Consider the following 12,932-nt stretch of genomic DNA (forward strand, 5'->3'; position numbering starts at 1 on the left):
TGGACCCATGACCGCTGACAGTTTTGACGTGGATACTCTGACCCAAAGCGACATCATCAGCTTTTTCACCTCTCCGGAGGCGCACCGGGGGCAAGAGGTCAAGCGCATCGACACACATGCGAATATTGCCTTTCTGGTTGGGAATGACGCCTACAAGATGAAGCGGGATGTGAAGTTTCCGTTCCTTGACTATTCCACGCTGGAGAAGCGGAAGACAGCTTGTGAAGCCGAGATCAAACTCAACAGCCAGTACGCCCCTCAGATCTACCGCAGTACCCTGCCCATCACATTAGAGCGGGATGGTTCTTTAGAGCTGGCCGGTCATGGCGCTGTCGTTGAGTGGGTGGTCCATATGAACCGCTTTAACGAACACCTCGGGCTGGATAGAGTTGCTGAGGAAAAGGGTATCAGCAGAGAGCTGGCGGTAGACTTAGCGAAACTGATGGTAGATGCCCATAGCCGAACAACACTGCGGGAAGCCCAGCCGTGGATTGATGATCTGCTCAATTACACCGACCAAAACCTTGTTGCATTCCAAGAGTTCCCGCAGTTTTTTCCCGGTGATCAAGTGTTAGCGCTGGACGAAGCTGCCCGCAAAGAGCACCAACATATCGAAGGCATGATCCGGGACCGCGGCGAGTTGGGGCTTGTGCGTCTCAATCATGGTGATGCCCACCTGGCCAATATCGTTATGCATGACGGGAAGCCGCTTCTTTTTGATGCGGTTGAGTTTGATGATGCGATCGCGACGGGAGATGTTCTTTATGATCTCGCCTTTTTACTACTAGACTTATGTGAGCGAAAAGAGCCCGAAGCAGCGAACATCGTGTTGAACACCTATCTCCAACTGGCGCGACAGCCGAAGCATCTGGAAGACCTTCGCGTATTAAGGTTCTACCTGATGATGCGAGCTGCGATCCGCGCCAAGATCGGGGCAGCGGCGTCATTGCACCAAGAGGGTGAAACACGGCGGAAGACCGAGTATCAGGCACAAGAATATTTCAAGATTTGCCAAAGAGCGCTTGAACCAACACCACCTGTTCTTTGTGTGATTGGTGGTCTTTCCGGCACTGGTAAAACCACGCTTGCTCAAGGGCTGGCCCCCTTACTTGGGCGCATGCCGGGAGCTGTGCATCTGCGTACGGATGTTTTGCGTAAGGAGATGCTGGAGATCGGTGAGGTGGAGACTGCTGGTAAAGAGACATACACACCAGAGTTTTCTAATAAGGTCTATGCTGAGTTGCTGCATCGGGCTGAAGTGGTGTTGGCAGCCGGGCACTCCGTCATTATCGATGGGGTTTATAGCAAGCCGGCAGAAAGAGACTCAGTTGAGAAACTTGCCGTGAAGACGGGTGCTGAATTTCAGGGGATCTGGCTGGAAGCTGATGTGGAGACGCTTATCAACCGTGTTGATGCGCGACACGGCGACGCATCAGATGCAGACTCTGAGGTGGTGCGGGTGCAGCAAAGTTACGACCTGGGCGAGATCCACTGGGTTAGGCTGGATAGTGCTAAATCCAAAGAAGCTGTTTTAGAACAAGCGCGTAGAGTGACAGGACTGTCTCAATTACAGTAATATTCCATTTTTTATAATAATTCCAAAGTGATAGCAGCACTCTATTATGCGGGAATCTTCCCTTTTTGTTTGATTGCCGTCATTGCAAGTCATTCGCAATTGCAGTTTTATGTCTTCAAGAAATAAGATTTTGGAGACGTTGATGTCTTTGCTAGCCAGAGAAACATTCGAGCAAGCACCCCATAAAGAAGTCTTCGCGCCTTACCGCGAAACATTCGTTCCACCAGTACAGGCCAAGCCGCTGACAGAAGCGCGTGCAGGTGTTGAATTGAAAGTTGTTCGCCTTGGGCGAAATCGGGCAGATGCCCTGAAGTTGCGATCTCTTGGCCTGACGAGTGACCGTCCACTTTCCATTTTTGAAGGTAGTGGCAAGCGGGCACGTATCCTTTCTATTGGCTCTCAGCGCGTGGCAGTTGGCGTTGATCTGGCTGACACCATTTTGGTGGAAGAGGTTAGCCAATGAGCTGCCACGACACTGGTTCTTGTCGCTGCGAAGACAAACCCCAAGTTCATTTGCTAGGAACAGCTAACTCAGGCAAATCCAGTCTGTTTAACAAGCTGACTGGCCGCAGTCAGGTTATCGGCAATTGGCCGGGTGTTACTGTTGATCGCAAGACTGGCATTTGCCAGACTCAGACCTCTACGCTCGCCCTGCTGGACCTGCCAGGCGTTGCAACACTTTCCTCCCCTGAAGATGACCGCATTGACGAGCGCATAACCCGTCAGGCGCTTTTGTCTGATCGCCCGGCTGCACTGGCCGTTGTGCTTGATCCGATTGCGCTGGAGCGTTCTCTTGCCATTTTGCTACAAGCACTCGCATTTGATGTGCCAATTGTAGCGGTGATGACCAAAGCAGATTTGTGGCCTGCCGGTGTTTTGCAATCAGCTGCGGATCGTCTTTCAGCTGCGCTTGCTATGCCGGTGATCGCGACTTCCGTACACGACGAGCATTCACTGGCTGGCTTGCGTGATGAATTGTCGACTGCTGTTCGCTCACCAGATGTCCCCTCCCGTTTGCTGACAGATCCGTTTGATCTGATTGAGCCTGTCAAAGAGCTCGCAGATGAGATCGCCAGACTGGCTCCGGCCTTGTCAGATCAATCCATGCCATTAGCGCATCGATTGATGGAAGGAGACAAGCTGGCGCGTGAGATGGTGCCTGCTGCTGTGCTGGAGAAGGCTCAAGCTGTTTCCCAAAGATGTGAGCTTCGCCTGCAAGACCCAACTGAGTTGGTGATGGCGACGAGTTACTTCAATCGGGCTTATTCTCTCGCGCAACTGATGGAACTGCCTGAGCCACAGGATGTACGCAGCTTCTCAGATAAGATTGACCGCTTTGTGCTTTCCAAGTGGGCTGGCCCGTTTGTGTTCCTTGGCGCGATGTATGCGATGTTCTTCATCGCGATTAATGTTTCCTCCTACTTCATTGATCTGTTTGATGGATTGGGAGATGCCTTGTTTATTCAGGCACCCCTAAGCCTGCTTTATGCGGTTGGGCTTGAAGGTGGTGCACTGGAAATGCTGATCACAGCGCTTGGCGGAGGTTTACAAACTGTCGGTACGTTCGCCCCTATCGTCGGCTTGCTTTTCCTCTGTCAGATTTTCCTTGAGCAGAGCGGGTATATGGCCCGTGCAGCAGTGGTTGCAGATGGCCTGATGCGCCGGATCGGACTGCCCGGTCGTGCCTTTCTGCCGCTTATTCTGGGCTTTGGTTGTACTGTGCCCGCTGTTGTGGCGACCCGTACGCTGGAGACGGAACGCGAGCGGGTGGTGACATCCATGATGGCGCCGTTCATGTCCTGCGGCGCACGCCTGCCAGTGTATGCATTGTTTGCAGCGGCGTTCTTCCCGGTCAACGGCCAGAACATTGTGTTTGCGCTTTATCTGCTTGGCGTTGGCGTGGCTATCTTTACAGGCTGGGCGCTGTCCAATTCCTTCTACAAAGGGCAATCCACCAGCCTTGCTATTGAGCTGCCGACCTATCAGATGCCGCAGTTTTCACAAGTGATGAAGCTGGTCTGGACGCGCCTGAAGATCTTCTTGTTTGGCGCTGGTAAGATTATTGTCACGGTGGTGGCTGTTCTGACTATTTTGAACTCCGTTGACTTTGAAGGAAACGTTGGCAACGAGGCCAATGGCAACTCTGTCTTGGCTGTTGTTTCCAAACAAGTGACACCAATCTTCGCTCCAATGGGCCTGAGTGAAGATGACTGGCCTGCCACGGTTGGTCTGGTCACTGGCATCTTTGCGAAGGAAGCCGTGGTTGGTACCTTGCAGACGCTTTACGTCACCACTGATGAAGAAGGTGGAGCCCCTGCCCCGCTGGGGACCGCACAAGAGGCCATCAATATCTTCACGACCAGCATTGTGGATCTGACCTCGCAGATGCTTGATCCACTTGGCATCGATATTGGTGATACCTCCAGCTATAACGTAGCTGCTGAAGAGCAAGAGGTTGAGGTGGGCCTGTTCACCGCACTTGCGGCGCACTTTGACGGAAAAGTAGGCGCATTTGCCTACATGATTGCAGTCCTGCTTTACATTCCATGCACTGCGGCTCTGGCTACCATCTGGCGTGAGGTTGGGCGCAACTGGGCTCTGTTTGCGGCAGGCTGGACCACTTTACTGGCCTACTCCGGCGCTTCTCTGGCTTATCAGATTGGCACCTTCGCTCGCCACCCAACATCTTCTGCGCTCTGGATCATTGGACTGCTGGCTGCAATTGTCAGTGTGTTGGTCTTCATGCGCCAGAAAGCAGAGAGCACCATTGCGCATCGGGCAGCACTGGAGGCCGCAGAATAAAATGTTGCAGCAGATTGAAGGTGTTTTGGCAAAGCGTGGCGGTGCCACTGTTGGCGAGATCGCTCAGGATATGAACATTCCGAGTGACTTTGCTATGGCCATGGTTTCGCAACTCAAAGCATTGGGGCGCATTGAGGAAGTGGGGTGCTCTTCAAGCTCCGCCTCCAGTAGCTGTGCAAGCTCCTGTGGGGGATGCAGCTTTGCGCCGACGGTTCAGTATCAGCTCAAACAATAAGCTCTGCTTAAGCAAATAAACACAAACAGGAGAGTAAGGCCGGGTCTTTACTCTCCTGTTTTGCATTTGGCCTATGCCCTCAACTTTCTGGTGAGAAAGCGCGCTCTAGCCTTTCCTGCAAAAAGGAGGGCTCAATGGCCTACACGCACTCACAAGATGAACTTAGTTTCAAAGATGCCATCATCTCATGCCTGAAGAACTACTTTAACTTTTATGGTCGTGCATCACGCGCTGAATACTGGTGGTGGTTTTTGTTCAATGCGCTTGTCATCACCGTAGCTGTTCTTTTTGATATTCTGGTTATGAGTGGTCTTATTTTGGGCATCTCAGAGCTTCAGCAATCATCAGGTACTTCGGGAACTGCAATGGCAGTCGGTATGTTCCTGCCCAACATCCTCACAATGATTGTTACACTTTTCCTGTTGTTACCAACACTAACGGTAGCCGTTCGTCGTCTTCACGATGTTGATCGTTCCGGCTTCTGGGTGTTCATTACGGTGATCCCGTTTTTTGGGGCATTGCTTCTATTGTACTGGCATCTGCTTCCTTCAAGGCAAACCGTCAACGCCAATTACGAGTAAACACTCACACTCAGCTAAGGCAAAAAGTACGCACGCAAAACAGGAGCACAGACCTCAGTTCTTTGCTCTCTGGCACATCGTTAGACAGCCAACCTGGACGTTCTGGTCAGCATGTGCGGTCTAACACCCCTACAAAAACTTGGAGAGTAGCGTGGTTAGTTTTCAAAGCGCCATCAGAACCTGTTTCAAGAAGTATGTGCAGTTCACTGGGCGTGCGCCTCGCTCCGAGTTTTGGTGGTGGGTACTCTTCCTGCTCATAGTGATGATCGCAGCTCACCTTATCGATAACTTTGTGATCGCCCCTACTCTGGGATTGCCCACGGGGAGTGTGCAGGATGGTGCTCCGTTAAGCTCCATCTTGAACATCGCGTTCTTCTTGCCTAATCTGGCCGTGGCCGTGCGGCGACTGCATGACATCAATCGATCCGGCTTCTGGCTACTCATCGCTTTCATACCGATTCTAGGCGGTTTGCTGCTGCTTTACTGGTTTGTGCAGCCATCATTCCATGGCAAAACGAAATATTAGAATTAGAATTAATACAAACTGGATAGTGCTGTGTCGGATCGGGCATAAGCAGAAATTATGCGACACTTTGCATAGCGCATAGCTCCTAATGCAACTCACTTTTTCAAGGAAACAGTTACTACAGCAAAGACAAGTGCCCTATCTTTTGGGGTGCACTGGTCATGGATCGCGGAAAAAACATAATTATTAACAGTGTTCCGCTACGGAATTCCATGATTTAAAATTAGCACATCCCATCGACAGGTGGTCACATGGACAGTTTAGCAGTTGATCTAGCTCGATTCCAATTTGCTTTTACAATCGCGTTCCATATCATATTTCCGGCTTTTACTATAGGTCTGGCAAGTTTTCTTGCTGTCCTTGAAGGCTTATGGCTATGGACAGGACGTGATGTATACTTGCGGGTCTTCAAGTTCTGGCTCGTAATCTTCGCACTTTCCTTCGCTATGGGTGTCGTTTCCGGCATCGTCATGGCTTATCAATTCGGCACCAACTGGTCTGCCTTTGCAGACAAAACCGGATCGGTCATTGGACCGCTCATGGGGTATGAGGTGCTCACGGCCTTCTTCCTGGAAGCAGGTTTCCTCGGCATTATGCTGTTTGGTATGAACCGCGTAGGCAAGAAGTTGCACTTCTTTGCCACCGTGGTTGTTGCCATTGGCACCGCCCTTTCCGCTTTCTGGATCCTTTCCGTCAACAGCTGGATGCAGACACCAGCAGGCTACGCCATGAATGACGTGGGCCAGTTTGTGCCTGCGGATTGGTGGGCGATTATCTTCAACCCCTCCTTCCCCTACCGGCTCGTGCACATGGTGCTGGCAGCTTACCTGACCACAGCCTTCGTGGTTGGTGCCGTGGGTGCCTATCATCTGTTGAAGAACCGTTTTAATGCGGCGGCGCAGGTGATGTTCTCCATGGCAATGTGGATGATGATTGTGGTCACGCCAATCCAAATGCTTGCGGGGGACTATCATGGCCTCAACACTCTGGAGCATCAGCCTGCCAAGGTTGCTGCTATGGAGGGGCACTTTGATTCCCAAGGCCCTGCCCCGCTCATCCTCTTTGGATGGCCGGATGTGGAAGCTGGAGAAACAAAGTACAAGATTGAGGTCCCTTATCTCTCGAGCATTATTCTGACCCACAGCCTTGATGGTGTTGTGCCGGGACTGAATGAATTCCCACGGGAAGACTGGCCACCGGCAGCGATCGTGTTTGTGTCATTCCGCATCATGGTTGGTATTGGTGTCTTGATGTTGCTGGTTGGCGTTTGGGGCCTATGGTCTCGGATCCGTGGCCGGCTTTATGAGAGTGAATGGCTTCAGCGAGCTTCCATTGTTATGGGACCTGCTGGCTTTGTCGCCGTCATCGCAGGCTGGACAACAACGGAAGTTGGTCGCCAACCTTACACCGTGTACGGGTTGCTCAAGACGTCAGAATCCGTCTCACCTGTTGAAGCACCTGCCGTCTGGGCCTCGCTGGTCATCTTTGTAGCGGTGTACTGTATCGTCTTTGGCGTTGGTATCTTCTACATCTTCCGGTCCATGGCGAAGTCTCCGGATGCGAGCCAGGGCGTTGAGGAAGGTGTACCTGTCAGAACCGCAGGCATCACTCCTGCACAGGCCCTTCAACCACATGAGGGAGATCGTTCTCATGATTCTTGATTATCCACTCATTTGGGGTTTTCTCATTGCAGTCGCGATCTTCGCCTATGTGATTTTGGATGGCTTTGATCTTGGCATCGGGATCTTGTACCCGACCACCAAAGACGCTGATGAACGCACATTGATGATGAACAGCGTCGCTCCTGTCTGGGATGGCAATGAGACCTGGCTCGTCCTTGGTGGCGGTGGTTTGTTTGCCGTGTTCCCGCTCGCCTACTCGGTCATTATGCCTGCGGTCTACGCACCGATTATTGGCATGTTGATCGGGTTGATCTTCAGAGGCGTTGCCTTTGAGTTCCGCTTCAAGTCATCTGTTGAGCGCAGGCCGTTCTGGGATATATCCTTCTTTGCAGGGTCTATCGTTGCTGCATTCTGTCAGGGACTGGTGCTTGGTACGCTTGTGCAAGGCATTGAGGTGGTTGACCGCACTTATGCAGGCGGCTGGTGGGATTGGCTGACACCATTTTCTGTCATGACCGGTTTTGCCGTGATCTCCGGCTATGCCCTGCTTGGGGCCACATGGCTGGTGATGAAGCTGGAAGGTGTGCCGCAAGCGCATTTCCGCCGCGTCTCAAAGTACGCCGCTCTTATCCTGATTGGCTTCCTTCTGCTGGTCAGTATGTGGATGCCATTCATCAATGAGAGCATTATGGAGAAGTGGTTCAGCTTCCCGTATCTGCTTTACACATTCCCGGTTCCACTTCTTGTAGCAGTCACCACGCTGGTGCTGTGGCGGGCTTTGATGAGCGATGCGGATTACACACCGTTCCTCGCTTCACTGGTGATCTTCCTGCTGACCTATGTGGGACTTGGGATCAACATCTTCCCGTATGTGGTGCCAAATGTTTACACCCTTTGGGAAGCAGCAGCGCCTGACAGCAGCCTGAAATTCCTGCTTGTGGGAGCGGTCATCCTCATCCCGATGATCCTCGCCTATACGGCCTACGCGTACTACGTGTTCCGTGGCAAAATAAAATCAACGGAAGGGTATCACTGATGAGCCTCGATAAAACCGGCGAAATTGACCAACCTTTATGGAAGCGGTTGCTTTGGTTTGCAGCCCTTTGGGTGGCAGGCGTTGCCTCCATCGCAGTGGTCTCTTACACCTTAAGAAGTCTGATTATTTAACAGACCCAGCAAAAATAAGGGCGTGCTATCCCCATAGCACGCCCTTCTCCCAATGAACCGCTCGCGGTTCCTCCTCCGCTACGGCTCGAAACTGTCCGGAGCCGAATATCTCCCGAAAATTCGCCTCTCATATTTCAGGGGTGTACTGTGATATGTTTTAAAAATCCTTTCAATGCGTCAAAACCCGCAGTTAGGCGATTTTATTGCCTAAAACTGGCGAAAATGAGCAAATCAAGGCGACGCTAATATGTGGGTGGCCTGCGGTTGTATTGCGGCTGACGCCAGCCTACTCCTTCTGATTGTTCGGAGTGATGCCTTGCAACCATGCCCCTGTCATGAAAAGTTCACTTGTTGTTTGAGGTCAGACGGATTAGTCAGCAGCGCAATTTCCGCTGATGCAGGCTTATTCATCGCTTAGAGTTTATTCTGACTTGCAGCCTATTTTTTGGGGTACCACACATGATCTTCGCGCAGCTTACCGACATTCACATCAAGGCTGGCGGAAAGTTCGCCTACAACTGTGTTGATACGCTTTCTCATTTGCGTCAGGCCGTTGCGCACCTCAACGCGTTTCGTCCACGACTTGATTTTGTGGTGATCAGCGGCGATCTGGTGGATTTGGGCAATGCGGATGAGTATGAGTTGTTCCGGCAAGAGATCGACCAGCTGGATATGCCGTTTTATGTGATCCCCGGTAATCACGATCACCGGGATGCAATGCGGGATGCGTTTGCGGATCATGACTACCTGACTTCAGAGGGTGCGCTTCAGTTTTCAATTGAGAAAGACGGCCTGCGCATTATCGGGCTGGATACGACCATTCCGAGCAAGCATGACGGCCATTTTGATGCTCATAAGCAAGCATGGCTGCGCGATGAACTGGACGCACATAAAGATCAGCCGACTTTGGTGTTCATGCATCACCCACCGTTCAAGACGGGTATTCAGCATATGGATGATATTATGCTGATGCGCGCTGATGAGGATTTCTGGCCTGTGGTTACAGGGCAATCACAAATCCGGCAGATTGCTTGTGGTCATGTTCACCGGGCGATCGAGGTCTTCAAGAACGGCATTCCGGTGAGCATCTGCCCTGCTTCAGGCCATCAGGTCACGCTTGATCTGGATCCAGACGGGGAACCTGGCTTTGTTATGGACCCGCCAGCGGTTCGTGTATTCCGCTGGTCCGAGGGCGAATTGATCAACCATTTGAGTTTTATCGGCGACTTTGGTGGCCAACACCCATTCTTTGATAAGGATGGCAAACTGATTGATTAGGCTGAGTCTTTCTCTGTTACGAGATCGGCTTCGTTCTCCACGATATCCCATGAGACGGCGGCGCCCATTTCCTGCAGTGCCTCCTTTTGCAGTTTCCATGCGTTCTGATTTTGGGCGAGAATGGCGGGGGCGCAAAGTTCGACGCGGTACCCTCTGTTAAGCGCACCGATTGTTGTGTTCTTGACGCAGGCATTGCCATCCAGACCTGTCACGATCAGGTGGTCAACTTCTTGATTTTTCAGGAACTCAGCGAGCGCCGGTTCGCCAAAAGCGTCGCTCTTTGATTTCACGAGATCCAGATCTGGCTCAATAGTTATGCGTGGATCTATCTTTAGGCCATCAGAGCCTTTTGCCCCCAAACCTCCTCCCAACAGGCGGACCAGAAGGTTGGTGTACCATCCCTTGTAAACCTGCCGGATGGAGATGACGGGCCAGCCCTTTTGCTGTGCCAGCTCACCAAGCGCGTTTATGTAGTTGAGGCGGGCTTGCAGATAGTCGGGCTCCCAACTTCGAGAGCTGGTTTCCTTGATGAAGTCACTTTGAACATCAATCACCAACAGCGCAGTGCCTCCGCGGCCTTCAAACATGATCGACGGGCCGTTGGTTGGTGTTTGAATGTTGAGGACACCCCAAAAGGTATAGGCAGCAAGGGCTGCCACGCAAAGTAAAGCTCCTAAAACCAGAATAAGCACCGTTCGCTCCCCCAAGCCAAGACATGCCAGTCCCCACACCATATCATGCTGCTGTGGGGGGCTGACATTTCCAAATTTTGGGGAGCAAAGCCGTCAGGACCTGCACACAATCCAGCAGGTGTTATTGATCCCGACGACGGTCTTCGATCTTAGTAAGTTTCGTTCTCAGCCGGGAATTGCTCACGGCGAACGTCATTTGCAAACGCCTTTACGCCTTGTTCGATCTGAGATTTCAGTTCAGCGTACTTGCGCACGAATTTTGGCGTCTTGTCGAACATCCCGAGCATGTCATCGGTGACGAGGATCTGGCCGTCGCAGTCAACAGAAGCACCGATGCCGATGGTCGGGATTGGTACGCTGTCGGAGATTTCGCGAGCGACTTCGTCTTTTGTGCCTTCAACAACAACACAGAATGCACCAGCATCGGCCACCTGACGTGCGCATTCCAGCTGTTCTTTGCGGCTTTCTTCGCTTTTGCCAGCAACTTTATAGCCGCCTTCCACATGCAGATACTGGGGGCGCAGGCCGATGTGAGCGACAACAGGAATGCCACGGTCTACGAGAAAGCGTATGGTTTCTGGCGCTGCGGAATTGTATTCCAGCTTGACGGCCTGACAGCCGGCTTCCTGCATCACGCGCAACGCGTTGCGGTATGCGGCCTGTGGGCTTTCTTCAAAGGAGCCGAAAGGCATATCAACGACAACAAGTGCGTTTTGAGAACCACGCATAACGGCTTTGCCGTGCATGATCATCATGTCCAGCGTGACTGCTGTCGTGTCTGGCAAGCCGTGGAGCACCATGCCGACACTGTCGCCCACCAGCAGCAGATCGCAATGCTCATCCAGCATCTGTGCGATTGGTGCAGTGTAGGCCGTGAGGCAGACCAGCTTGTGATGGCCTTTTGCCTTCATGATGTCTTTAATGGTTTTCCGCCGAGTCGCAGATGTATGAGACATTGTTTTAGGTGCCCGTTTCGTTCATCCAAAGCAGCTGGCCCTTTGTCTGGAGCAATCCAACTGCCTTCATTCTTTGTTATTCCGCGCACTCATTGCCAGTCCGTTCAGCATCAAACCGGCGTACGCTTATTATTATTGGTTTTTGATCTGTGCCTGTGCTTTCAGACTTATGTCTTTACGCGACCTCACCGAAAGCCACTCTTTGTCTTTCGGAATTGCGCAGTGCAACATGTGCTTCCTGCGCCTTTATAAGGAATTTTCGGAGAATATAAAATAACGTTGAGATACCCAATGGGACTTTTGGTGCGGTATGTACCATTCACAGTTGAGTTGCGGACTTTCTAAACTGGCTTGGTGTCTCCCCTGTCCATTGCTTAAATGCCCTTCGAAACACCCTTGGATCCGAGTAGCCGAGCTCTGCTGCGATCTGTTCAGATGACAAGCGCGACCATAAGAGCAGCTCCATGGCTTGCGACTGGCGGATCTGCGAGAGGATATCGCGGAAGGAGACTTGAAAAGCGGCTAGTTTGCGCCGAAAACTACGTTCACCCATGGAGAACCCACCCGCAATTTCTTCGATTGATGGGTTGCTTTTCAGGCCACGGCGGACTTCTTCCTCCACGGTTTTAAGGAAACCCAGACGGTTGCTTTCTTCCTGCATCATGCCTGCCAGAAGTGTTTCAACTTCCTGCACAACAAACCGGTCTGCGGTTGCCAGCGGGCGTTGCAGGTGCTCTGCGTCAAAAAATATTGCATTTCGTGACGCATCAAACCTGACAGATGGTCCGAGTGCCTCCTGATAGAGGCTTTTCTTTGCTGGTGGTGCCTGCATCATCTCAATACGCTGAATGGCTTGCTTGCTTCCTGTTGTGAAGCGGACAACGCCTACCATGGCGGCAAACAGTTCCTGCACGAAGAACGTGAGCAACGCTGGCTCATGGAACCGGCTGCGCGCAATCATCGTGATTGCATTATCGGTTGCAGGTTCCAGATCAATCTCCAGCATGCTTCCGGTCAGGCGGTGGTACTTGATGCCGAACTCAAGCGCCGCTCTTCCCGTTGCACTTGCCATAACGCCAAGACTGACGAGCCCGAGAGAGGTGATGGACTGACGGTGGCCGACAGCAAGGCCGAGGCTTTCATCTCCCGTCAACGCCAGTGCCTTGAGGATAATGAGACGGCTCTGCTGATAGGTCAGGCGGGCCTCGTGAGACAGAAACACCGAGGGGTCAGTGTTTTGGCTCAGGAATGTGTTAGGCAGCACCTTTTCTGCGGCGATGCCGCGCTGCTCCAGCTCCTGCAACAGATAGCGCAACAGGTGCGGTGGAACCTTTGAATGCTGCGCCACTTCTGGCGGTGCCAACTGGCCAAATTCAGAATGCATGCCCTCTCCCAAAGCAGTCATGCTACGGAAACACGGGAGTGACCGCAAGATATGACCGAATTTGTCCGCCCTACGTCCGTATATGTCCTTCTAAACCTGCCTCCTCTTGCCGT

The 12,932-nt window shown here is 52.2% G+C and carries 13 protein-coding genes; 10 read left to right on the forward strand and 3 right to left on the reverse strand.

Translation table 11 applies throughout. The annotated features are described in order from the left end of the window. Window positions 1–7: 7 nt before the first annotated feature. The 10 genes from DHN43_RS05305 to DHN43_RS05350 all read left to right on the forward strand — a co-directional run bounded on the left by DHN43_RS05305 (window position 8) and on the right by DHN43_RS05350 (window position 9,787). A complete protein-coding gene (locus tag DHN43_RS05305; protein WP_208994858.1) occupies window positions 8–1,576 on the forward strand; it encodes a bifunctional aminoglycoside phosphotransferase/ATP-binding protein in 1,569 nt (522 codons plus the stop codon). 142 nt (window positions 1,577–1,718) lie between these two features. Next, the gene (locus DHN43_RS05310; protein ID WP_063295402.1) at window positions 1,719–2,039 is read left to right on the forward strand and encodes a FeoA family protein; all 321 of its coding nucleotides are present in this window, start codon (window positions 1,719–1,721) and stop codon (window positions 2,037–2,039) included. Then, window positions 2,036–4,378: a ferrous iron transport protein B gene (gene feoB / locus DHN43_RS05315; protein ID WP_108817928.1), complete on the forward strand. Its 2,343-nt coding sequence runs from the start codon at window positions 2,036–2,038 to the stop codon at window positions 4,376–4,378. The genes DHN43_RS05310 and feoB overlap by 4 nt, the downstream gene beginning before the upstream one ends. 1 nt (window position 4,379) lies before the next feature. Beyond that, the gene (locus DHN43_RS05320; protein ID WP_063287111.1) at window positions 4,380–4,613 is read left to right on the forward strand and encodes a FeoC-like transcriptional regulator; all 234 of its coding nucleotides are present in this window, start codon (window positions 4,380–4,382) and stop codon (window positions 4,611–4,613) included. Window positions 4,614–4,747: 134 nt separating this feature from the next. After that, on the forward strand, window positions 4,748–5,194 hold the full coding sequence (locus DHN43_RS05325; RefSeq protein ID WP_108817929.1) for a DUF805 domain-containing protein: 447 nt from the start codon (window positions 4,748–4,750) through the stop codon (window positions 5,192–5,194). A 151-nt stretch (window positions 5,195–5,345) separates the two neighbouring features. Further along, window positions 5,346–5,720, forward strand: coding sequence for a DUF805 domain-containing protein (locus DHN43_RS05330; protein ID WP_108817930.1), 375 nt, complete (start codon window positions 5,346–5,348; stop codon window positions 5,718–5,720). A gap of 251 nt (window positions 5,721–5,971) precedes the next feature. Further along, entirely contained in the window at window positions 5,972–7,381 is a 1,410-nt protein-coding gene (locus DHN43_RS05335) for a cytochrome ubiquinol oxidase subunit I (protein WP_084404363.1), read from the forward strand. Next, window positions 7,371–8,378, forward strand: a complete 1,008-nt coding sequence (gene cydB, locus DHN43_RS05340) for a cytochrome d ubiquinol oxidase subunit II (protein ID WP_063287108.1) — start codon at window positions 7,371–7,373, stop codon at window positions 8,376–8,378. The genes DHN43_RS05335 and cydB overlap by 11 nt, the downstream gene beginning before the upstream one ends. Beyond that, a complete protein-coding gene (locus DHN43_RS05345; RefSeq protein ID WP_108817931.1) occupies window positions 8,378–8,509 on the forward strand; it encodes a DUF2474 family protein in 132 nt (43 codons plus the stop codon). The genes cydB and DHN43_RS05345 overlap by 1 nt, the downstream gene beginning before the upstream one ends. Window positions 8,510–8,968: 459 nt before the next feature. Beyond that, on the forward strand, window positions 8,969–9,787 hold the full coding sequence (locus DHN43_RS05350) for a phosphodiesterase (protein ID WP_108817932.1): 819 nt from the start codon (window positions 8,969–8,971) through the stop codon (window positions 9,785–9,787). Here DHN43_RS05350 and DHN43_RS05355 read toward each other — a convergent pair. The 3 genes from DHN43_RS05355 to DHN43_RS05365 all read right to left on the reverse strand — a co-directional run bounded on the left by DHN43_RS05355 (window position 9,784) and on the right by DHN43_RS05365 (window position 12,819). Beyond that, window positions 9,784–10,479: a cysteine hydrolase family protein gene (locus DHN43_RS05355; RefSeq protein ID WP_208994860.1), complete on the reverse strand. Its 696-nt coding sequence runs from the start codon at window positions 10,477–10,479 to the stop codon at window positions 9,784–9,786. The two genes, DHN43_RS05350 and DHN43_RS05355, sit on opposite strands and share 4 nt — an antisense overlap. Before the next feature lie 149 nt (window positions 10,480–10,628). After that, a complete protein-coding gene (gene panB / locus DHN43_RS05360; RefSeq protein ID WP_108817934.1) occupies window positions 10,629–11,435 on the reverse strand; it encodes a 3-methyl-2-oxobutanoate hydroxymethyltransferase in 807 nt (268 codons plus the stop codon). Window positions 11,436–11,754: 319 nt separating this feature from the next. Then, window positions 11,755–12,819: an AraC family transcriptional regulator gene (locus DHN43_RS05365; protein ID WP_108817935.1), complete on the reverse strand. Its 1,065-nt coding sequence runs from the start codon at window positions 12,817–12,819 to the stop codon at window positions 11,755–11,757. Window positions 12,820–12,932: the final 113 nt, after the last annotated feature.

The sequence above is a fragment of the Pseudovibrio sp. Alg231-02 genome (assembly GCF_900143565.1).
GTDB lineage: Bacteria > Pseudomonadota > Alphaproteobacteria > Rhizobiales > Stappiaceae > Pseudovibrio.

Excerpts from the sequence above, each read along its gene's own strand:
- DHN43_RS05365 (WP_108817935.1), bottom strand. The coding sequence starts at position 12,819 with ATGCATTCTGAATTTGGCCAGTTGGCACCGCCAGAAGTGGCGCAGCAT.
- DHN43_RS05320 (WP_063287111.1), top strand. The coding sequence starts at position 4,380 with ATGTTGCAGCAGATTGAAGGTGTTTTGGCAAAGCGTGGCGGTGCCACT.
- DHN43_RS05350 (WP_108817932.1), top strand. The coding sequence starts at position 8,969 with ATGATCTTCGCGCAGCTTACCGACATTCACATCAAGGCTGGCGGAAAG.
- DHN43_RS05325 (WP_108817929.1), top strand. The coding sequence starts at position 4,748 with ATGGCCTACACGCACTCACAAGATGAACTTAGTTTCAAAGATGCCATC.
- cydB (WP_063287108.1), top strand. The coding sequence starts at position 7,371 with ATGATTCTTGATTATCCACTCATTTGGGGTTTTCTCATTGCAGTCGCG.
- DHN43_RS05305 (WP_208994858.1), top strand. The coding sequence starts at position 8 with ATGACCGCTGACAGTTTTGACGTGGATACTCTGACCCAAAGCGACATC.
- DHN43_RS05335 (WP_084404363.1), top strand. The coding sequence starts at position 5,972 with ATGGACAGTTTAGCAGTTGATCTAGCTCGATTCCAATTTGCTTTTACA.
- DHN43_RS05310 (WP_063295402.1), top strand. The coding sequence starts at position 1,719 with ATGTCTTTGCTAGCCAGAGAAACATTCGAGCAAGCACCCCATAAAGAA.
- feoB (WP_108817928.1), top strand. The coding sequence starts at position 2,036 with ATGAGCTGCCACGACACTGGTTCTTGTCGCTGCGAAGACAAACCCCAA.
- DHN43_RS05345 (WP_108817931.1), top strand. The coding sequence starts at position 8,378 with ATGAGCCTCGATAAAACCGGCGAAATTGACCAACCTTTATGGAAGCGG.
- panB (WP_108817934.1), bottom strand. The coding sequence starts at position 11,435 with ATGTCTCATACATCTGCGACTCGGCGGAAAACCATTAAAGACATCATG.